The sequence below is a fragment of the Terrimonas alba genome (assembly GCF_042434975.1).
Taxonomy (GTDB): Bacteria; Bacteroidota; Bacteroidia; order Chitinophagales; family Chitinophagaceae; genus Terrimonas_B; species Terrimonas_B alba.
The window spans coordinates 879,609-900,420 of sequence record NZ_JBHMQM010000002.1; the positions used below are offsets into that span (position 1 = coordinate 879,609).

General features: G+C 42.7%; 18 protein-coding genes. 6 read left to right on the forward strand and 12 right to left on the reverse strand.

Annotated elements, in window-relative coordinates; all coding sequences use genetic code 11:
* Positions 1-18 precede the first annotated feature (18 nt).
* Together ACFEL9_RS08555 and ACFEL9_RS08560 are read left to right on the forward strand one after the other, a co-directional pair.
* Positions 19-3,477: a carboxypeptidase regulatory-like domain-containing protein gene (locus tag ACFEL9_RS08555; protein WP_385888390.1), complete on the forward strand. Its 3,459-nt coding sequence runs from the start codon at positions 19-21 to the stop codon at positions 3,475-3,477.
* A gap of 290 nt (positions 3,478-3,767) precedes the next feature.
* Positions 3,768-4,274, forward strand: a complete 507-nt coding sequence (locus ACFEL9_RS08560; RefSeq protein ID WP_385888392.1) for a transposase — start codon at positions 3,768-3,770, stop codon at positions 4,272-4,274.
* 79 nt (positions 4,275-4,353) lie between these two features.
* Here the strand turns inward: ACFEL9_RS08560 and ACFEL9_RS08565 are convergent, their stop codons facing one another.
* From ACFEL9_RS08565 to ACFEL9_RS08600, 8 genes are all read right to left on the reverse strand, one after another.
* Entirely contained in the window at positions 4,354-4,797 is a 444-nt protein-coding gene (locus ACFEL9_RS08565; RefSeq protein WP_385888393.1) for a septal ring lytic transglycosylase RlpA family protein, read from the reverse strand.
* Positions 4,798-5,063: 266 nt separating this feature from the next.
* A complete protein-coding gene (locus tag ACFEL9_RS08570) occupies positions 5,064-6,719 on the reverse strand; it encodes a hypothetical protein (protein ID WP_385888396.1) in 1,656 nt (551 codons plus the stop codon).
* Between the two features lie 72 nt (positions 6,720-6,791).
* On the reverse strand, positions 6,792-6,968 hold the full coding sequence (locus ACFEL9_RS08575; protein ID WP_385888399.1) for a hypothetical protein: 177 nt from the start codon (positions 6,966-6,968) through the stop codon (positions 6,792-6,794).
* Positions 6,969-7,268: 300 nt separating this feature from the next.
* A complete protein-coding gene (locus ACFEL9_RS08580; RefSeq protein ID WP_385888401.1) occupies positions 7,269-8,777 on the reverse strand; it encodes a PQQ-dependent sugar dehydrogenase in 1,509 nt (502 codons plus the stop codon).
* A 74-nt stretch (positions 8,778-8,851) separates the two neighbouring features.
* Entirely contained in the window at positions 8,852-9,910 is a 1,059-nt protein-coding gene (locus ACFEL9_RS08585; RefSeq protein ID WP_385888403.1) for a helix-turn-helix domain-containing protein, read from the reverse strand.
* A 178-nt stretch (positions 9,911-10,088) separates the two neighbouring features.
* Positions 10,089-10,727 carry an adenylate/guanylate cyclase domain-containing protein gene (locus ACFEL9_RS08590; protein ID WP_385888406.1) on the reverse strand — a complete coding sequence of 213 codons (639 nt, stop codon included), beginning with the start codon at positions 10,725-10,727 and terminating at the stop codon, positions 10,089-10,091.
* Between the two features lie 382 nt (positions 10,728-11,109).
* Positions 11,110-11,391, reverse strand: a complete 282-nt coding sequence (locus ACFEL9_RS08595; protein ID WP_385888409.1) for a hypothetical protein — start codon at positions 11,389-11,391, stop codon at positions 11,110-11,112.
* Positions 11,392-11,538: 147 nt separating this feature from the next.
* On the reverse strand, positions 11,539-11,781 hold the full coding sequence (locus ACFEL9_RS08600; RefSeq protein WP_385888412.1) for a hypothetical protein: 243 nt from the start codon (positions 11,779-11,781) through the stop codon (positions 11,539-11,541).
* Positions 11,782-12,044: 263 nt separating this feature from the next.
* On the opposite strand from ACFEL9_RS08600, the gene ACFEL9_RS08605 reads away from it, so the two are divergent.
* Positions 12,045-12,647 (forward strand): hypothetical protein, encoded by a 603-nt coding sequence (locus ACFEL9_RS08605; protein ID WP_385888413.1) that lies wholly within the window; start codon positions 12,045-12,047, stop codon positions 12,645-12,647.
* Positions 12,648-12,710: 63 nt separating this feature from the next.
* Here ACFEL9_RS08605 and ACFEL9_RS08610 read toward each other — a convergent pair whose 3' ends face one another.
* On the reverse strand, positions 12,711-13,121 hold the full coding sequence (locus ACFEL9_RS08610; RefSeq protein WP_385888416.1) for a fasciclin domain-containing protein: 411 nt from the start codon (positions 13,119-13,121) through the stop codon (positions 12,711-12,713).
* Between the two features lie 204 nt (positions 13,122-13,325).
* Entirely contained in the window at positions 13,326-14,141 is an 816-nt protein-coding gene (locus tag ACFEL9_RS08615; protein ID WP_385888419.1) for an HAD-IIA family hydrolase, read from the reverse strand.
* Positions 14,142-14,529: 388 nt separating this feature from the next.
* Between ACFEL9_RS08615 and ACFEL9_RS08620 the strand changes: the two genes are divergently transcribed.
* Positions 14,530-15,597 carry an AI-2E family transporter gene (locus tag ACFEL9_RS08620; RefSeq protein WP_385888421.1) on the forward strand — a complete coding sequence of 356 codons (1,068 nt, stop codon included), beginning with the start codon at positions 14,530-14,532 and terminating at the stop codon, positions 15,595-15,597.
* Between the two features lie 561 nt (positions 15,598-16,158).
* Here ACFEL9_RS08620 and ACFEL9_RS08625 read toward each other — a convergent pair.
* The gene (locus ACFEL9_RS08625; protein WP_385888424.1) at positions 16,159-16,611 is read right to left on the reverse strand and encodes a hypothetical protein; all 453 of its coding nucleotides are present in this window, start codon (positions 16,609-16,611) and stop codon (positions 16,159-16,161) included.
* A gap of 120 nt (positions 16,612-16,731) precedes the next feature.
* On the reverse strand, positions 16,732-17,871 hold the full coding sequence (locus ACFEL9_RS08630) for a toll/interleukin-1 receptor domain-containing protein (RefSeq protein ID WP_385888426.1): 1,140 nt from the start codon (positions 17,869-17,871) through the stop codon (positions 16,732-16,734).
* Between the two features lie 389 nt (positions 17,872-18,260).
* Between ACFEL9_RS08630 and ACFEL9_RS08635 the strand changes: the two genes are divergently transcribed.
* Both ACFEL9_RS08635 and ACFEL9_RS08640 read left to right on the forward strand, forming a co-directional pair.
* A complete protein-coding gene (locus tag ACFEL9_RS08635; protein WP_385888429.1) occupies positions 18,261-20,213 on the forward strand; it encodes a TOL_0244 family TonB-dependent receptor in 1,953 nt (650 codons plus the stop codon).
* Positions 20,214-20,227: 14 nt separating this feature from the next.
* Positions 20,228-20,791: a TOL_0243 family YfiR-like periplasmic protein gene (locus ACFEL9_RS08640; RefSeq protein ID WP_385888432.1), complete on the forward strand. Its 564-nt coding sequence runs from the start codon at positions 20,228-20,230 to the stop codon at positions 20,789-20,791.
* Positions 20,792-20,812 lie beyond the last annotated feature (21 nt).

A 20,812-nucleotide genomic window follows, 5' to 3' on the forward strand; every position in this document is an offset into this window, starting at 1 on the left:
CCAATAAAACCCAACCACATGAAAAGCTGCCACCAAAGCTGCCTCGCATCTTTATTTGTATTTTTTCTTTTCTCATCTTCATTTGCACAAAACCTTAGAACTTTTAATCAGAATACTGCCGGGAGTAACAGCAGGCTTAGTATTTCTTTTTCCCCTGTTTATTCTACCGGCATTGAGCGTAAGAATGATTCCTTACTGTTTCGGGGCGATGGTGCAGGCTTCCGGTTTGGAGCTGAATATTTTTTTGGCAAAGCCGGTTTTGGGTTCAGTTCCGGCTTTGGCTCTTCATCACCCGATGAAACATCTATCAATAAATTTATAAGCCGTACTTCTTTTCCGCCTGATCAGCTGATCATCTCAAAAGCAAAACAGCAAAACATGTACCTGCTGTTTGGCCCGGCCATCCGGTTTGGAAAAACAATAGAGCTCTTTGCACATGCAAAAGGTGGCTTATTCATTAACAACAGCGGGTTGATCAGCATTCAACAAAAAGGTGCGCAAAGATCTCTCTATCGCAATGAATCAACAGCAAAAAGTATTTATCCGGGTTTCTTAAGCGGGTTGGGTGTACAGTATAAAACCAGGTCGGATATATGGTCGTTTGGCATTGGGCTCGATTATATGAGCACAAGGTCACAAGTTAATAATTATGATGCCCGCCGCGGCGGTGGTATTGAAGCATTAAAGTTGTCACGCAACATTGCAGACCTTGTTACGGGCATCACGGTTCGTTATAATATTCCGTCGTCACGGGATCATGCAAGCGGGCAGGCTTCGGGAAAAAGAAATGCAGGTGATGGTAACAGTGTTGACCAAACTATGTCAAGAGAAGCAGGCAGTGGGTTAGCTACCGGCAAAAGGACTTACAAACCCGGCCAGCCTGTATATGGAAATATAAATAGCGAAGGAACAGCGAATGTAAATTGCGGCGCTGTAAAGCAAACAATCACCAATGCCGACGGCACTACCGGGGAAATGACTTTTGCCTGCCCTGCTGATGCGGCCGACTACAATAATAAAATGAAAATTGATGGTGGCATGCCAAACAGGATATCAATGAATGTAACCGTTCCCAGGCAAACACAGGGAGCCACCTTTGGTGAAAAAGTAAATGCAGGCTTACATGCTGCCGGTGGAGCAATGGTGCAGGAAGTACCCAGCCGTGGCGTCATTCACCGCGATGTTGCTGCAAGAAATATTATTTCCGGCAGGCTCACCTGGACATCAGGCAGCAGTACCGGTATTATAACTAATCAAACCATTGCAGAACGTTCAGTAAGCAATCTAAGTGGCGGTGGCAGTGGTGCTGCTGCTGCCTCATATGCTGCTACCGGAAGAATGACCAATAATGCACCGGGAGTTGTAACTACGCTTTATGCAAGAGAAGCAGGCAGCGGCATGGCCAGTGGTAAAAGATCAAGGGAAAGAGGAAGCGGTTTGTCAACAGGTCGTCGCCAATATGAACCTGTTTTTGCAGAAGGGCAGGGCGTCGTTTGCAATCCTTGTATTGCCGTTGCAAAAATGGCGTCCATAAATAACAACCCACTTTACAATGACAAGGGTCAGCAGGGCAATAATCCATTGTATGAAGGAAAAACAACTGCAGGCGGTAGCGATGATGACAGCGATGGCATTTCCGGCATAATGGTCTCGCTGGCAGATTCAGAAAGCGGGGTGGTAGTGGCCAAAACAATAACAGAACCTGGCGGTGATTTCTTTTTTGCCAATGTACCTGACGGAGACTATGTGGTTAAGCTGAATGGAAGATATATAAGTAAGAAGGGCTATGATTATTATGCTGCAAACTCGAAAACTGACCTGCTGGGAAAAATTGAACTGGGAGATGGTTCCATGCAATTAATCATCAACACCGGGAACGTTAATGATGCTATGACACAAAAAGCAGGCATCAGTACATCAAGGTCAAATATCAGGAGCAAGACATTAACAATTATTGAAGCCGACCTGGATGGTGACGGTGAATTTGAATCACTCAGCGCAACCGGAACATTCAGCGATGGTTCATCACAGGATATTTCATCCGCTGCGCGACAAACTATTTCAAATGCTTCCGGCACAAAAGGAATAGTGCTTGACGGAAATACTATGCAAATGACAAGAAGAAGAGTGGAAGTGTTGAAATCAAACAAGCAGGGCGACGCTGGTGCAAATCGTATTACATCTGTCTCTGTACTCAAAAGTGCCGGCAGACTCATTGCTACCGGAACATTTTCGGATGGCAGTACCCGTGATGTAACAGAAGGCCTTGAAGTGAATACAGATCATGCCAGGGTAAAACAGTACACTATTACGATAAGCGACCTCGATGATGATGGTATGGCAGATGCGGTTGTGAAAACAAAAACAAAATCAAATCAATCAAACGACAGGAAAGCTAATGGCGACACAGATGATGATGGCGCAACAGAAGCAGTCATTAAAACAAAGACTAAATCAAACCAGTCAAATGACAGAATGGCCACAGGCAACGCAGATAATGAAGAAGTATGGAGCCCACGTTCTAATATTAAGTTATTAAAACTGGCAACCGGCGATGTGGATGGAGACGGAATACAGGAAATGTTTGTGGCAGCGCCATTCGTACCCGGAGGTTCCGTTGTTACTGCAGCTATGCGTCCCGGAAGTCCTATTGGCGGGCTTGCTATTAAAGGCGGAAAAAATCCCGGTGGCAATCTCAGAACAACACAAACCAATGAGAACGGTGAATTTGAATTTACCGGTCTGGAAGCAGGTGATTATACTTTCACTGTTGAACAAAAAATATTTATTGACGATGAAATTCCTGTTACACTCGGAGGCAACAACACGAGGGTGCAGGATCATAATTCATCAAGGTCAAACAAGTCATCAACTATTATTGCCGGCGGCAGTGACAACGGAAATATGAAAGTGCAGGATCATAATTCATCACGATCAAATAAAACAGCAAGCATCTTTGCAGGCGATTCTGATAATGATAATATGAAAGTGCAGGATCATAATTCATCCCGTTCTAATAAAACAGCAAGCAGTCTTGCAGATGATCCGGATTATGAAAACAATGACAACAAGAAAGAAAATGCCGGGCCTGTAAAATGGATGGCGCCGGAATCATTAAAGCAAAGAGTGAATACAAGCCGCAGTAACATCCGGAATATAATTTCGTCATTAGATGATCTTGAAAAGCAGTTAGGCATTGATGCGTCAAATGAAAAGAGGTTGGTCAATACGAGCCGGAGCAATATAAAAAATCAGCGCATGGTGATGTCAGAGCTGCAGGAAACATTGGCCGGTATGGAATACATGGATAAAGAAACGGCCATGCATGAAGTAAACAGGAAAATGAAAGAAATGAACACACAGTTCCAAACCCTGCAGCAATCAATAGCTGCGCTTGGTGGTCAATACAGCAGCATTTCAAATGTTTTGAAAACACGTCATGATATTGCGATGAATTCAATTAGAAATATGAAATAAGCATTACCGGAAAATCATCTTCAAAGCAGATTGCGTCGGAATGCCATCAGCAATCATTAAACTTCAAGATCAAAAAGGCATTCCTCGCAAAGACGGGAATCCGTGGAAGGAAGTGTCTATCGCTTCTTGTCAAACTAAAGAATCTTCCTTCGCCTGCGTTAGTGTCCGTAGTAAATAAAAAAACCCCGGCACGTGTCTCACGAGCCGGAATCATCTACATTAGGTAGCTTTGAAAAACGGGGGAAGATATATTTAAGCAAAAACGAAAATCATATATTGAGATTGGCGAAGTGTTTTTTTGGACAGCTACCATCAATCAATGGCAAAAGCTTTTATGGGAGGATAATTATAAAGATGTTATTCTTAGTTCTTTCGAATATCTGACCAACGAAGGAAAAATTGATGTGTTTGCTTTTGTCCTTATGCCAAACCATATTCATGTTATATGGCGGACAAAAGAATTGAATGGGAAAGAAACGGCACAGGGTTCTTTTTTGAAATATACGGCTCATGAATTCAGAAGGATGCTGTTAAAAGAGGGCGGCGAAAAATTAGCCTTATATAAAGTGGATGCTGAAAACAAGAAACATGAATTTTGGCAAAGGGATTCATTAGCTATTCATCTTTATAGCCGGGAAGTAGCTTTTCAAAAGTTGAAGTATATTCATAATAACCCTTTGGCGGAGCACTGGCAACTGGCTAAACACCCATGTGATTATAAATATTCCTCGGCGAAGTATTATGAATTAAATGAGAAAAATTTTTCTTTCCTGAAAGATTTGTGGGAAGTGTTTTAGCATGACTGGTTCGTGAGACACGAACCAGGGCACAGGTTATTCTCCTGTTAACATCGGATCTTTTCCGATGCGGCATGACTTATTTTATCCCCGCATAGTCTTCCTTTTCCTTGAGTTTTGGCTTTTTTTTGCCGAGATATTCCACTTTTACCTGTGTGAGACCATGACCGGTGTATTTGAGTTGTTTGGCTGCCGCAAGGCTAAGATCGATCAGCCTTTTGTTTTTGTGATGCATACGGTCGTTGATGCGCAGGATCACCGATTTTTTGTTTCTTGTATTGGTAACTTTTACCCAGCTGTTGAGGGGTAGGGTATTGCAGGCAGCCGTCATTTTTTGCTGGCTGAAAATTTCACCATTAGCCGTTTTCCTGTTTTCAAATTTATTGTGGTAATAACTGGCAACACCATATTGTACAGCAGATGCCTTTTTATTTTTTCCAATGGCCACGCTGTCGGGTAGTGTTTGACAACAAGCCCAGGCAGGAATAGCCAATAAAAAAAGAAGCCATACATGTTTGTTCATAAAGCAGGATTTTGCTGTTGCAAAAAAGTCGATCATGCATCACCGTTCTATACATCACCCAGGTATAGAATCAAAATAGCGCATTCTGTTCGCATTCGGTAAAACAATGGACTGAAGTTGTTGTAAAACCGGCAACAGTTGGGGATTTTACGATCGCCGGATTGCAGTGAATACTATAAACCCCCTCTGCCATTGTGTGTGTCCGTAAGAAAAGAAATCCAGGGCACTGCGAAACGTGGTCAGTGTCTTCCGTGTTTTGGTTTCAATTACTTCAGCATTCTCTCAAAGAATTTTCTCAACTCGCCTGCCTGCTGCAATTCCGCTATATAATCTTCTTCAGAGCCTTCTGCTTTTAATGCAAACAACTTTTTGAGTATCTTTTTTAATCCGCTGTTACGTAGCAATTCTTGCCTGCCTGTCCGGTAGGCAGGTTCGTTGCGGAAAAGGAGAACACACCAGTTCTTCAAAATGAATTGAAGCTTCTCTTCGTCATGATTTTTTAACTGCAGCCATTCAACCAATTTTGTGAAGCAGTGTTCTTCAGCCAGTTTCCGGTTATTGTTGTATTGATCTTTCAGTATCCTGGCATATACCAGGCTCAGGTCAGTTGCATCAAATCTCACTGCGTTTTTTTTCAATAGTATTTCCAGTCTTGAATCAGCCAGCTTTTTTAAAACTGAAGCCGGGCTCCGGTAGCCTTTGATGGATTTTATTTTCAGTGCTTCTGCTTCAGCTAATTGTTTTTGTTCTTCACCCATAGGACGAAACCCCGCCCGGTAATAGATCCAGAATGCTCCCGATTGAATGGCATCGCTGTTTTCTTTTCCTACCTGGTAGGGATCAACACTGAAACGGTTTAACTGATAAACTTCGCTGTGCAACTTCAGCACCTGTTCAAAAATGTATTGGGATTCACCGCCACGGTAAGCAGGAAAAACATTGAGCCCGATGCGGCCACTGTCAAACAAGATCCACGAACCTGCATAAGCCAGGGGCAATCCATTTTTAAAAACCACGTATCCCATATAGCTGTCAATAGGACTTCTTCGTTCAGCAACCATACCCATCAGCGCTATCGAAAGACCACGGGCCAGGCGGTAATACGAAACAAGGCGGCTGGACGTAAACGTGATGGGATCAATTTCGCGGAGCTGGCGCACCAGTATCATCCTGCTGCATTCAATAATATATTCGGCTTCCTGTTCATCAAGGCTTACCCGGATGGGTTTTGCATCGTGCCGCGGTTGGGTGAAATTCTTTTTTATAAGTGAACGATGATAGTAAGGAACAATTAAAGACCCCGGAAGACAATGATGAGACGGGAAATCAATTTCTACATTTATCCCGATAGCCACCCAAAGCTCATCCCTGACACTTGGACGAATATCCGTCTCTTCAAAAACAGCGATCAGCCGGTCCAGCATATCTTCTCCTTCTTTCAATGATTGTTGAAGCCATGATCGCCATGCGCCATGGGTATCCAGCAATATTTCTGACTCTACCCTGGGCATGACAACCGCCAGGATGGATTGGATTTGTCCGTCATCAGCTTCAAACGAATGGAACCGGATATCTTTTGGATGCTTATTTCTCAGCCATTTTACGATCTCAAAACTGAAGGCGGCGCAAAGCCGTGTATTCGTGATGCCGGAATTATATAATCTTGCCTTTATAGTTTCATGCGATTGAATGTACAATTGCAATTGCTGCAATGATTGATTCGCCAGTTGGTAAATGGATCGGTTATCTGGATATGCCAGGAGGTAAAGTAAACTGTCATAGTAAGATTGCAATGCCTTTTTGCTTGTAACCTTTTCCCTGCCCAGCGCATGCAGCAAATTCAATTTTTGAGATGAAAATTCCTTCCCATACCGGTTGCGTATAGAAAACAGTTGAGATATCAGCGACCCGGATTTATTCATTCATCGCTTTGATATTTTACAGGAAGGCGATCCGTTAGCGAAACGAAAGTAAACCTATTTATTTTTTGATCATTATTCAACCTGAAGGAGTTGTGCTGTATATTTCGCCCTGGCAGGTGTTCGCCGAAAAAAGTACGCCGTGGCCGTTTTCCTGATCAGCGTCATTGCGGGCAAAGCGAAGCAGGAAGCAAGCGAAGGATCTTCACCAACCACACGAATGAAGAATCCTATCTTAATTAATTTGATCATCATCAAATCAGATTACGTCGGTCTGCTATCAGAATTCGTTATACGGCGGTTTTCATGTACGCATCCCTCGCAATGACGGAGACTCCTATAATACAAAAAACAGCAAAGCTCCGGAGTCTCCGTCATTGCTGTAGAAGTCAGATAACTTTCCGAAAGGATTGGAAAATTAAATTGTGAGGATAAAATAAGAACAGGGATAAATATTTTATCATTTGAAATATGATTCGTGTTTCGCTTTAGGTGAAATTTTTTTTATCATGCTGATGAATGTAATAATCTAAAAAGTAATTTGTCATTAGTTTAATAAGCCCCATTTTTCACTCGTATCAATTTACCATTCAGCTCATCAGAAAGTATATACAATTTACCCATTGGACTTTGTACTACTTTCCGTATTCTCAACCGGTCGTCTGTAAATAGTTCCTCGGCACTTTTTATAGTTTCACCCTCTATAACCATCCGCCATAAACTGCCCCTTGATAATCCACCAACGAGTAAGTTTCGGTTCCAGGCAGCAAATTCGTTGCCTGAGTAAAAATGCAGACCAGTGGGCGCTACGGTGTGTAGCCACGACCAAACAGGCTCTGTGTAGCTATTTCCGGGGATGGGTGTTGGTGCAAACTCTGCAAAACGATATTTGCCCGTTGTCTTCATGGGCCAACCGTAATTGGCCGCTGCCTTCAGCACATTGATTTCATCTCCCTGCTGTGTACCATGCTCGCTGAACCATATTTTGTTGGTAGTGGTTTCAAGTGTTAAGCCTTGTGCTGCCCTGATACCGGTAGCATATAATCCCGGAGTTGCTTTATCTCCAAAATCCGGGTTATCTTTTGGGATCGTTCCATCGGCGTTTATCCGATAAATTTTCCCTCTTTTATCTTCAATATTTTGAGCTATGGGAATAGCCGGTTCATCTTTTTCGGTAAATAGCCGTTCGCCTATTGTAAAATACAATTTGCCATCATTTCCAAAGATCATTCCTCCTCCATAATGAACCCGCTCATAGGTATAAGGTTCCGCCACAAAAAGCACTTTGATCTGCTGCAAGGATTCATTTTCCAGTACGGCCCTGATAATTTTGGTAGTTCTTCCCCTGGATGCTTTGGCAGCATAAGACAGGTATATGTATTTGTTGTTTTTAAAATCGGGGTCAAGCAAAACTTCGAATTTACCGGTGTTATCTCCAAAGCCGCCCAGGCTATCTTCCAGGTCGGTTGGAAAGCCTTGTATCCTGGTTTTTTCTTTTTTCGATAGATTGTATTTTACCAGGTCACCTTCTTTCTCCGAGATCAGCACTTCATCTTCTGATAGAAAAACCATGCTCCAGGGACGTTTCAGACCTTCCAGGATCGTTTCTTTCTCGGGACGGATGGCATTTACGTCAACGATTTTATGAGGCGTCCGGGTAGATACTTTATCGGCTATCACCCAGCCTTCACTGGTTTTCATAAGGTTGAAATAGTCGGTAAACAGATCCTTTGTCGTGCTGATCTCCACTTTGGCACTACCCATATTGTTTGTAATATCCATAGCAACGATGCGGGTGGTTAGGTTTTTAGGTCTCTCATGGGGTTTGAATAAACTGAGGTAGTGGTTTCTCGAAAATTGGGTGAATTTCCCATCCCCGTAATTTTTTAAATAACAGGAAGCATGCATGGCCTTGCCCAATTTTACAGTATCTCCTGTTGCCCAACCATCAAAATACAGCTGGATGGTATTTTCTATCAATTGTCTTTCAGTGGGAGTGCTTTGAGAAAATGCCGGAAAAAAACCGGCCAATAAGCCTAACAATAAGGTTATCTTTTTCATTTAAAAGTATTTTCTCAAATGTCCGGGATACTTTTTTTGGCAAGGTCTGATAACCTGAATTCAGTAGTACGGGTTTATAAATCCGGAGTAACCGATTGTTGGAAAGTGCTGGGAGTCATTCCTTTAAGTTTTTTGAAAGTGGCGAAGAAAGTAGACTTGGAATTGAATCCCACCTCCAAAGAGACAGCATCTATCGTAAAATTGCTGTCTCCTGATAATATCTTACAGGCTTCGTTGATCCGGTATTCGTTGACAAATAGCGTAAAATTCTTCGATAGATTATTATTCAACAATTGGGATAACTGATGCCCGGAAACATTGATTTCCCTGGCCACATCATTGACCTTGAGATTGGGATTTTTGAAAAGCTCTTTTTCCGTCATAACCCTTTCCAGCTTGCTTAAAATGTATTTTGCCTCCTGCTCCTGCAATTTTTTGTCGCCATTTTTCTGCGTAGAAAAGGAAGACAGATCATTTGCTTTTTTGCGGTATAGTAAGGCAAACACGACCAAATAAATGATCAGCGAGAAATATAAGGGGCCGATAATGTAGCTGCCTTTAGTAATGTTTAAAAATGCCCAAACGTATGCTACAAATATTATCGATACAGCTCCGCCGATGGTCAACATCCATTTTTCAAACGGTTTCAACTTTTCTTTCCGGATTTTTTTTAGAAGAGGTATTAATAGTGAAATCGAAAAAGCTATATAACAACCCCACTGCAGATAAATGAGAGGGATAATAACATTTCCCCATAAAGAAGGATAACGTTCATAAGGATAAACGACACCCACGGCTAAAATTAATAAGAGCCAACCTGCCAATTGTTTCATCCATGGTTTTGGCAGCTTCCCGGTTTGATTTAATTCTGATTTTATGAAGAAATACAAGAATGGTCCAATGAAGGTACAGGCTGTCAATCCAATTTGTAAAATTGTCCTCGGTACATTATATTCAAAAAAAAAGGCTACCGATTTTCCTATCCTGATGCTCAGTGCCAGTATTAAAGCACCTAAAAAATAATTGGACAAGTGTTTTTTAGCTGTGAAAAAAATAAAATAAATACCTAAAATAAGACCGTTAAACGCTCCCAACGAACTAAAAAAGAAAAGTACTTTAGTGCCAAAGCCCATTGTAAGTTTTTTATGAGTGATTCCAAATATACAATGAATGTATATGCCAAAACGTCTTCAACAGCCAGGATGCAGCGGCGGCAGACCATATTTTTTACAAGCAGTACTTCCGGCATCTTATAGAATAGAATTATAAGGTAAACAAGCCAAAGTAATTTGGGCTATATTGAATTTGCTTTCATTGAGGATCGTTATGTTCTGTTGTATAAATTTCGAGACATTTCCGGGAACAAAAATAGTGATCACTTTTAGTTGGATGTGCGATTGCATTTTTGGGATCCAGTATCAGCATCCGGCAGACGGGGTCAATATAAAATGTCTTTTTATCTTCAACGCACAATTCAAATACTTCCTTTTCTTTGCTGACATTTTTAAAAAGATGATTTCCCTTTGAAGTCAACGTCAACACAGATTTGTCTGATACTGCATTCACAAATTCTTCAGAGCACCAAAACGTTCCGGGCTTTGCTTTAGCGGCGATCCTGGACGTTAGATTAATCGCAGATCCAAAATAACTGTTGGCTCTCTTTAAGACTTTTCCATAATGTAATCCTCCATGCACCTGGAGAAAATTCTCTTCATTTTCTGTATTCTTACTGATCATTACTGCAGTTGCAAGTAGAAAATCCGGGGAAGTAGATATTATCATAATTTCATCACCGGTACGTTCATGAATCTTGCTATCTCCAACCAGGGAATTCTCTACAATTCCAATGTACTTGTCGATTAAATCTGCGGCTGCGACAGAACCATGCGTTTCTGTAAGTGCAGTATAACCTGACAAATCAGCCATTAGTATTGCGATATTCTCTTCCATAGTGGAATTTGTTTACATTGAAGCAAAGCTACGATTATGCAAAATTCAACAAGTCCTGGTATTATAATGAGAGCACTTTTTAAACTTTTCAATGACTTAATAGGGCTTCAGCAAAATTCAGTCTACCAAAAGGCTGATTTCCATGGCGATCACTTTTACGATGAGGTATATGTTTGATCGTTGGTAGTACTTAAATAAGTTCCGGAGTCTTGTGCCGAACAGATATGATTAGCGGTCATTATTACACTACCTGCTGACCGGCTCACGATTGAACTACAGATCCCTGCCTGCCGGCAGGAATAGCGGGTGGAGATACTTCGACTCTTCGTGAGGTTAAGAGCTCAGTACACACGTGACGGCGTAAAAGATTGCCTGTTTCTTTTTAAAAGGTTGCAGTATTTTGGACTGCTTCTTCCGGAGTTTGTCCTATTTCATTACTAAATAGAACATGTTCACCGAAACGCTGATTGTTGTCATACTTGGTAATCACCACTCTTTTGTTGCGGCCTTCAATGATCTCTTTAAGTGTACAGGGATAAGCTATGTTGTTACCAAAGCAAACATAATAATCGGCGCCTGGTGTTAGTACCGGCTCTGTTCTTTTTGTGTAATGAATGGGAGTTATTTCTTTATCAACCTTGATGATATGTCTTTCACTTGTCATAACACCTGGTTTTCTGTACAAATTTACGAAGTTCTATCGCTTCCATGTTGCCACATATAATCACTCCAACCTTGATTTCATTGGTGCGGAAAGTTGGTTCTTGAAATAAGTGAAATTTGAAGTGACAAAAAATCAACCTGAACTTATCTATGCATCATGATGTTCGATCATATAGCCTACTTTTTTGGATAGTTCTGTCACGCCATGTTCCTCTTCAATCCAGCCAAGATCAGGGGTATGAATTAAAAAGGTTGATTTATCATCCAGGGTCACCCGGTACCTGCCGGTATGTTCTGAGTCAACATCAAAGGCCGCTTCGACCAAGATATGATGAGTCTTCTTATCGTCCTCAATGGTTGTCTCGAGTATGTGTGTATAATAATCAGGCATAAACAATAGTTGACCAGTGGTGTACACGACAAATGAAGATGTTCATTTGTAAGTTACAAAAACTAATTAGCTCAGCATTCGTCATACTTCGGCGGCTTTCATGAACACATCCCCCGCAATGACACAGACTCCGGGGCGTTGATCGGTTCTTCTTTTATTATCGGGGGTGGCCGCCATTCCGCGTGGCGGGTGAAAGAAAAAATACCTAACTTTAAAAGACCTTGTTTTTTTATCCTTAGTTAATTTTCAACAAAAGACTTCGTATGAAACTTATTCTTTTGTTCCTGGCAGTGATCAGTGTTTGCTACGGATGTAATTCTAAAAAAGAAACACCCGCTTCTAAAAATGATCTGCCCTCAGCAGCCATTCAAATAAAAGCTGCATTATTAGCAGCTCCCCAGGAAAAGAGAGATAGTTGCACCGTTTATGGCTATTCGGCCGATACACAACTCGTCCTTTTAAGAAAAGGCACGAATGAATTGATTTGTCTTGCAGACGATCCTAAATCACCCGACTTTTCTGTGGCGTGTTATGCCAGGGATCTGGAACCCTTTATGCAAAGGGGACGTGAACTGAGAAAGCAGGGCATTCAAGGTCAACAGGTATTTGCTGAGCGGGAGAAAGAAGTAAAGGCCGGCACCCTGCAAATGCCCAAACAACCTGCAACACTGTATGTTTATTCAGCAAAAGATAAAGATTTTGATCGGGCAACCGGTGAAGTGAAGAATGGTTACCTGCGGTATGTAATTTATATTCCTTATGCAACTGCTGCAAGTACAGGTTTGCCGGAAAAACCATCCGCCGATGGTATGCCATGGATCATGGATCCCGGAACACACGGGGCGCATATTATGATCAATCCCTAGCAATCTGCTAAGTCACACTTCGCCGGGCTCAGCGCTCAGTACACCCGCCACGGCGTAATAGCATTACTTTTTAATAAACACCGTATCTGTTGAATGGATCACGCCATTTGTAATTCGCTGTTGGCGTATTTCGATTGGGCTGCCATCAACATTTACCCGGCCATCTTTTACTTCTACCAGCAATTCCTTGCCATTTAAGGTGGTCAGTTTGTCGCCATCCTTCAGGTTTTGAAAACTGATCATGCCACTCACAATATGGCTATGCAGCAGGTCAGTTAAGGCAGGCTTATTGGCTACTGTTAAAAAGTCTTCCATATAGTTGTTTCCCTGTTTTTCAAACGCAATATCAGAAGGGGCGAAAAAGGTAAAGGGACCGCTGCTGCTGAGCAACTGGTCAAGATCAGAATAATGAAGGCCTTTCTTTAAGGTTTTCATATTCTTGTCTGAATTAACAATCTGCGTAATATTTGCCATGTAGTTGATTTAAGTGCCGGTAGAATTACCAGCAGCCGCAAAAGGTACGCTTTAATAAACGATTCTGCGGTAATATTACTGGCGGAGGCGAAGAGTTGCAGAATGATTGCTCAGTTATGATCTGAAAAAATAGTATTGTGCATACTTCAATTCATCCGGAAGAACAAAGACCGGCACTGCCGGTCTTTGTTTCATTGTGTTCACTTACGAAACCAGTAATAAGTCCTGCTTTTTTAATAATTTTTCAAACAGGTGATCGTCCAGTAAATCCTTTATGGAGTTGATAATAAAATCAGGCGCATAACCAAATTTGTCAAGGTCTTCATTTTTAGTGACACCCGACAAGGTGAGTACCGTTGTAAATCCCATTGAGCCAGCGCCTAAAATATCAGTGCCCATTGTGTCACCAATCATGATCGTTTCGTCCGTCGCGAGGCCAAGTATTTTGCGGGCCATACGCATCATCACCGGGCTGGGTTTACCTACACTGAAAGCCTGTTTTCCTGTGGCAAATTCGAGCATTGCCACAAAAGCTCCGCATCCTGCGCGGTATTTGCCGCTGCCAACCGGGCAATTGGGATCCAGGTTGGTGGCAATCAATTTGGCGCCGTTCATAATCATGTTGATGGCTTTGTCTACGGATTCCAGCATGATAGTACGACCCTCCCCAATAACGACATAGTCGGGGTGATCATCTACGATCGAATATCCGACTCCATACAATTCTGTGAGCAGCCCGCCTTCACCTATCACATAAGCTGTACCGCCTTCTTTTTTGGAAGCTAAATAGCGGGCTGTTGCCATGGCACAGGTAAAAATATCTTCATCCTGTACCTCAAAGCCCATTTTGCGAAGTTTGTAACATACATCCCGGCTTGTCCGCTGGCTGTTGTTGGTCAAAAAAAGAAAAGGATGTTGCTGCTGTTTCAAACGATGAATAAATTCTACCGCTCCGGGGATGGGTTCATTGCCTTTATAGATCACACCATCCATGTCAATCAAAAAGCCCTTTTTTTCCATAAGGTATTTTTTTTAGGTTATTTCAATTTTTTAAAAGGGCAAGCCTTCCTGGCAAGGCTGTTATACAAGGGCAAGAACGTTATAAAAAGAAAAGCCTGCTTTGCAACAAAGCAGGCGATCGGTTTGCAGGCAGTAAAGATAAGGGTTCCTGTTTGTTTTGCAAGAATGAAAATGATTTGCGCAAGTAAGTACTTTAAAAAATAATTTAATGCAGTTGTATATCACCGTCGAAGTTGCAATGCCTGGCGCCGTAGCCAGGAAGCCGTTTTAGGCAATGCGGATAGCCTGTCCGGGTCTCCGTTCAGAACGGACAGTGATAAGCGTCATTGTTACGTTACCTGCTGACCGGCATCATGCACGATTGATGGATTTTATTTTAATTTAGGCAATGCTTCAAACCTCCGGCCTGTTCAGGGCTGTTTTATTTTTACTGTTGGTTTTCCTGGTAGTTGCAGGACTCTATTTTGCAAAGCCTTTTTTGGTACCCCTTTGTTTTGGGGCGTTATTAGCTATGTTGTTCTTACCCCTGGGCCGCTGGCTGGAAAGAAAACATATTCCAAAGGGACTTGCCATACTGATTTGCATATTGGTATTACTCAGCATTATCACCATCGTTGTCCTGTTAATAAGCTGGCAGGTTACCGATCTTACCGGTGAGGTAAGTAATATTGAAAACCGGCTGCGACAAATGCTGAGTGATGTGGAACAATATATCAGCACTCATTTTGGGATACCGGTAACACAGCAGGAAAAATTATTGCAGCAGCAGGCTCAAAACAGTGCAGTCAACGGAGTGTTAGCCAATATGGGACCTGCGCTGTTGGGCCTGTTGGTTGATTTTATCTTATGCCTGGTATACATTTTTCTTTTTATGTACTATCGCAGCAGGATCAAAAAGTTTATCCTGCAGTTGATATCCGGCCGGCAGAAGGAAAATGCACAACAGATCCTTCACGATATACAAAAAGTGACGCAGCTATACCTCACCGGCATCGGCCTGATGATCCTCTGTCTTTGGGTGATGTACAGTATTGGCTTTTCTATTGTGGGTGTGAGATATGCAGTGTTCTTTGCCATTCTTTGTGGATTGCTGGAAATAGTTCCGTTTGTCGGGAACTTTACCGGTAACATGCTGGCCATCGTTATGGTGATCATACAGGGCGGGGGTACAGCCATGATTCTCGCCGTTCTGTTAACCTATGCCATCGTTCAATTTTTACAAACTTACCTGCTGGAACCACTCGTTGTAGGCGCCGAGGTAAACATCAATCCTTTATTTACGATCATCATCCTGGTGCTGGGCGAATTGATTTGGGGCATACCAGGGATGATCCTGGCTATACCATTACTCGGCATTGTAAAGATCGTGTGCGATCATATCGAACCCCTAAAGCCCTATGGATTTTTAATCGGGCATGAGAGGAAAAAGAAAAAGCCATTGAAGCAGCAACAATAATATCCGTTGTTGCTATTCGCTATCGATCCGAATATTTCTGCCCTGTCAGCGTACACCGAAAATTATACGCCGTAGTTGTTGAAGTTTCTCCATCGACCAACACGAGTGCTTGAAGTTGACACTTTCGTTCAAGATTCAGATTTTTTCGATACAAGCGCAAGGGAATAGAATTGTTTAGCTGAAGTCACAGTAGTACAGCAGCTTAATCAGGGCGTTCCCGAAAACGGGCTGTAAATCGTTTTTCGGGTGGCTTTTTTGTTACTTTTTTCCATAAAAAAAGTAAGAAGAACTTTTATAGTTATTGGTTATTGGCTGGCCGGCAACATATTTCTGATTGCACTGATTTTCCAGGCTTTCTTTTCCTGCACAACAATGAACGTACTCCAAAGATTCAGATTTTTCCGATACAAGCGCAAGGGAATAGAATTGTTTAGCTGAAGTCACAGTAGTACAGCAGCTTAATCAGGGCGTTCCCGAAAACGGGCTGTAAATCGTTTTTCGGGTGGCTTTTTTGTTACTTTTTTCCATAAAAAAAGTAAGAAGAACTTTTATAGTTATTGGTTATTGGCTGGCCGGCAACATATTTCTGATTGCACTGATTTTCCAGGCTTTCTTTTCCTGCACAACAATGAACGTACTCCACATTCGCCGCCCGCTGCTGTCTGTATGTTGTATTTCATATCTACAATCAACGATGGCAGTCGTTGGATTCAGCATTCGTATTTTATTAACCTGCAGCGTTCTTGTTCCGGGGCTATTGGCGGAGCTTTTCAACATGCCCTGTACAGCTATGCCGATACCAGTTCTCCATTCGCCGGTGGAAACCAATTGATCTACATCGGTTGTTAAAATAGTTTTCAATAACACCGTATCACTTTTTTCCCTGGCTTGCGAATATTGATCAATTAAAAAACTGATCGCTTTGCGTTGCTGAGCTGCAGGACTATCGTGTTGGGCATATAGAAAAATTATGCTGACTGAATTCAATAAAAGGAATAGGACAATTTTTTTCATACTAATAATTTTTTACGGCGCTATTGGCTGAGATTATTTTAGTCAAACCCATTTTCATTTGTCACTATCAGCTAACCAGCGGACCGAACGTCGATTGGATATATCGGGATAATCGAATCTTTATTTTAGCAACTGTTGCACACAATGTTGAATTTTTTCCGTGTTGCCTTCGCGGCAATCGATGTAGCTGTAAATACCCATGATAAGTGGCAGCTCCGTTTGTTTATGTCCATACAGGTACACGGTTTGGATGATGCTTTTCTTCCGGTTATACTCCATGAGTTTGGCGCACTGAAATTCATCCCAGCATACGGGTGAATTATCATAGTCTGGTGAAAGGAAGACCAGCACTTTATCAGCCCGCTGGATGGCCGCTGAAATTTGCTGTATCCAGAGCCCGCCGGGTGGGATGCTGTCCTTATCATAAAAAATTGTAAGCTTGTTGTTTTTCGATTTCAGTTGCTCTACGAAAAACTCGATTTCTTTGGCATGCACATGAGCATAGCTGAGAAAATAATCATAAGCTTTTTTTGTTGATGGAGCGGTTGGTGGTTTAATGGGTTCAGTTGACGGCGTTTCACCGGTTACAATGATTTCTGCCGGGGATGAAGGGGGCAGGGGTGGTAATTTTTCCGCCGGGCGAAAGGGTTGTTCTGTCGTTTCCTTATTTGACCTGTTTGCAAATTTGTTGAAAATGGTCAATGCCTCCTGCGCCTTCACCTCGTTGTGCACAACTAATTTAATACACTGCAGGGGCAATCCACTTTGCAGCCAGAAAGTAGCAGCAACTAACAAGGCCGGTAGCATTTTGTCAACGGGAACCTGCTGGTAACCGGTACCGATAAGCGGCATCGCCACCACGTTATTGTCGTCTTCAAAAACAAAGTTGTTGATGCAGCGAAAAATATCATTGACCGAAGTTTGCGGATCTTTTATTTTTTCACCAGGTTCAAAACAAAGTATCCGTTTGAAATTGAACTGCTGTTGTTCGGTTGTTGAAAGTGGTTGGCTTAGCCAGCAATGTAACTGGCTGCGTAGGTCGGTTTCTTTATTCTGTGCCAGTGCCTGCACACTTAACCCTTTTTCCTGTAAGGCATAAATCAGGCTGCCTTTTAACGCAATATAATTACCGGGAAAAGCGGCCATCACCAGTATATCGGTGGCATGCCGGGCAGGTATAGCACTGAGGTCGCCCTGCAACAACTGTATCATAGCCGGCCCCTGATCACGGTCTATATTTATTTGCGAAAGCAATTGCATAGCGCTTCAGTTAATAATAGGCTATTGAACAGCTATTGATTAATAATACAGGATGATACAAGTTAAAACTTATTTACCGGGTGCAACCAGGTGTCTGCAGTGGGTGAATGGAAAAGATGCGTTTATCAGAATGGGGCAGCAAAAAATGTACGGAAGGCGTCACCTCATCAAAATGGGCCACATAAAAATAATCAGGAACTACAACAGGACATATTCCCTTAAGTGTAAACACTAACATCTGGCTGATTTAAAGATAATTATCTCTAACTTATACTGATAATTTGTACATTTAGTTACAGGAGATGACTTTCTTGGTTCTCCTGTACATTGGTTGCGGCTCTATTGGTATCAGTAAGATCTAATCCATCTATTCATCAGATCCCAATAATATGAATCCTGGAAACAAGGGACAGGCTCACTGCTATCTGTTCTTTTTGGCCGTACTATTGAACGTTGTCCTGGCGCTACTGCCCCGGTTAAGTTGGGGCCAGGTAAGCGATAGCCTGCTCTCTGTACACTCCTTAAAAAAATTAAGCCTCGAAGAATTAATGGATATTGAAGTGATGTCGGTTTCAAAACGACCAGAGAAACTAACAGAGGTGGCTTCGGCCATCCAGGTAATAACCCAGAAAGATATTCGTGCATCAGGCGCCAGAACATTAACGGAGGCACTGCGGCTGGCACCCAACTTGCAGGTGGCACAGGCTAATTCGAGTGAATGGGCCATCAGTGCCCGCGGCTTCAATAACGTGCTGGCCAATAAATTACTGGTATTGATTGACGGCCGCACGATATATACACCGCTATATGCCGGGGTATTCTGGGACGTACAAAATCTGCTGTTGGAAGATGTGGACAGGATAGAAGTCATCAGCGGACCCGGGGGAACATTATGGGGGGCCAATGCGGTGAATGGGGTGATCAATATCATTACAAAGAACGCAGCGGATACAAAAGGTTTATTTGCTGAGGCGGCCGCGGGCAGCAATCTTCCGGGCCTGGGGAGCCTTCGCTATGGAGGAAAATTTGGTAAGAATCTCTCTTACCGGGTATTTGGAACAGGGTTTAAAATGGGTAGCGTACTTGATTCGAATGCAGCAAAGGCAAATGATGAATGGACCATGTTTAAAGTTGGCTCCCGGTTTGACTGGGAGGCGTCCGAAAAAGACAAACTGTCAATGCAGGTTAGTTGGTACACGGGCAAGCCTAACCCGGATGCCAGTGATACGGCAGTTATCACAAGGGGCGACAATATCCTGGCCAGGTGGAATCATGCGCTGAATGCGAACGCAGCTTTTCAGCTTCAGGTATATTATGACCATACGTTTCGTGACTTTGGAGATGAATTCACAGAAGGTCTGAAAACATTTGATATAGATTGGCAGAACCGGTACCAATTGGGTAAAAAACATACGTTAACCTATGGGCTGGGTTTCCGGCTAATGGATCACACCGTTACCAACCGTGAATTGCTGGCTTTTCTGCCGGCCCGTAAAAACCTTTACTTGTATAATATTTTCGTGCAGGACGAAATGCTTATCAACAATTTTTTGCGATTGACAATCGGTTCCAAGATTGAACACAATAGCTACACCGGATTTGAATACCAACCCAATGGCCGGCTCACCTGGACTCCCACAAGCAATCAGACTCTTTGGGCGGCAGTATCACGGGCCGTCAGAACACCAGCCCGGATCGACCGCGAATTCTTTATATATTTAGCTCCGAACGTTCCGCTGATAGTGACCGATGACAAGTTCGTATCGGAAACGATGATCGCTTATGAGCTGGGATGGCGTTCGCAGCCCATCCAGAACCTTTCTTTCTCTTTAGCGACATTCTACAATACCTATGATAAAATACGAAGTATTGAGCCGGGTCCTCCACCCTCCAACTTTCCCGTCACCCTTGGGAATGGTGTGAAAGGAAAAAGTTTTGGTGCTGAGGTATCGGCCACTTACCAGTTGATGGATTGGTGGAGCCTGCGGGGTGGTTATACTTTTTTGAAAAAAGAGTTGTCGGTGAAAGCCGGCAGCAAGGACCTGAACAAAGCATCGGCTGAAAGTAATGATCCCCGGCACCAGTTTTTGATTCAATCATCCATGGATCTTCCGGGCAGGATCGAAGCAGGGGTTGTCATCCGTTATGTTGACAAATTGACTACACGTCATGTACCGGGCTATACGGGCCTGGACCTGCGAATCGGCTGGAAATTGAGCAAAGCGATCGAACTAAGTGTGGTAGGACAAAATTTGCTTGACAAACACCACCCTGAATTTATCGCTTCACCGGGCCGCCAAATTGAACGAAACGTATACGGAAAGATCCTATGCCGATTTTAAAAATTATATCGCGGTTGCGAAAATCGTGTGTCAACAATTCGCCGGTTACCCGGTTGATCATGGCTGTGCCTTTGTTGATAAACCTGTTGATCATATCAGCTCCAACACAACCTTCCCGTGAGTACCAGTTAAAGGCCGTTTTTCTTTTCAACTTTACACAATTTGTGGAGTGGCCCGCCAATTCATTTTCTTCCGACCAGGCACCCATGGTTATCGGGATTGTAGGCTCCAACCCATTTGGCTCTTACCTGGAAGAAACAGTACACGGCGAAAAAATTAATGGCCGTCCTTTACTTATACAGTACTACGATACGATGGAGGAGGTCGGAGCGTGCCACGTATTGTTTATTAATGTAACTGAGACAAACAAAAGAGAACACATTATCGAAAAAGTAAAAGGTCGGAATATTTTGACTGTCAGTGACGCTCCTGATTTTATGCAGCAGGGGGGGATGATCAGGTTTTTTACAAAACAGGATAAAATAAAATTACAGGTCAACCTGGAAGCTACTAAAATGGCCAGCCTGGTTATGAGTTCAAAATTGCTCAGGCTGGTAGAGGTTGTTAAATCCCGTTAAAAAAGATGAGGTTATTTAAAG

Bases quoted from the DNA above. Each gene is read 5' to 3' on its own strand.
- ACFEL9_RS08555 (WP_385888390.1), top strand. From the start codon at position 19: ATGAAAAGCTGCCACCAAAGCTGCCTCGCATCTTTATTTGTATTTTTT.
- ACFEL9_RS08565 (WP_385888393.1), bottom strand. From the start codon at position 4,797: ATGAACAAACATGTATGGCTTCTTTTTTTATTGGCTATTCCTGCCTGG.
- ACFEL9_RS08570 (WP_385888396.1), bottom strand. From the start codon at position 6,719: ATGAATAAATCCGGGTCGCTGATATCTCAACTGTTTTCTATACGCAAC.
- ACFEL9_RS08575 (WP_385888399.1), bottom strand. From the start codon at position 6,968: ATGATCAAATTAATTAAGATAGGATTCTTCATTCGTGTGGTTGGTGAA.
- ACFEL9_RS08580 (WP_385888401.1), bottom strand. From the start codon at position 8,777: ATGAAAAAGATAACCTTATTGTTAGGCTTATTGGCCGGTTTTTTTCCG.
- ACFEL9_RS08585 (WP_385888403.1), bottom strand. From the start codon at position 9,910: ATGGGCTTTGGCACTAAAGTACTTTTCTTTTTTAGTTCGTTGGGAGCG.
- ACFEL9_RS08590 (WP_385888406.1), bottom strand. From the start codon at position 10,727: ATGGAAGAGAATATCGCAATACTAATGGCTGATTTGTCAGGTTATACT.
- ACFEL9_RS08595 (WP_385888409.1), bottom strand. From the start codon at position 11,391: ATGACAAGTGAAAGACATATCATCAAGGTTGATAAAGAAATAACTCCC.
- ACFEL9_RS08600 (WP_385888412.1), bottom strand. From the start codon at position 11,781: ATGCCTGATTATTATACACACATACTCGAGACAACCATTGAGGACGAT.
- ACFEL9_RS08605 (WP_385888413.1), top strand. From the start codon at position 12,045: ATGAAACTTATTCTTTTGTTCCTGGCAGTGATCAGTGTTTGCTACGGA.
- ACFEL9_RS08610 (WP_385888416.1), bottom strand. From the start codon at position 13,121: ATGGCAAATATTACGCAGATTGTTAATTCAGACAAGAATATGAAAACC.
- ACFEL9_RS08615 (WP_385888419.1), bottom strand. From the start codon at position 14,141: ATGGAAAAAAAGGGCTTTTTGATTGACATGGATGGTGTGATCTATAAA.
- ACFEL9_RS08620 (WP_385888421.1), top strand. From the start codon at position 14,530: ATGCTTCAAACCTCCGGCCTGTTCAGGGCTGTTTTATTTTTACTGTTG.
- ACFEL9_RS08625 (WP_385888424.1), bottom strand. From the start codon at position 16,611: ATGAAAAAAATTGTCCTATTCCTTTTATTGAATTCAGTCAGCATAATT.
- ACFEL9_RS08630 (WP_385888426.1), bottom strand. From the start codon at position 17,871: ATGCAATTGCTTTCGCAAATAAATATAGACCGTGATCAGGGGCCGGCT.
- ACFEL9_RS08635 (WP_385888429.1), top strand. From the start codon at position 18,261: ATGAATCCTGGAAACAAGGGACAGGCTCACTGCTATCTGTTCTTTTTG.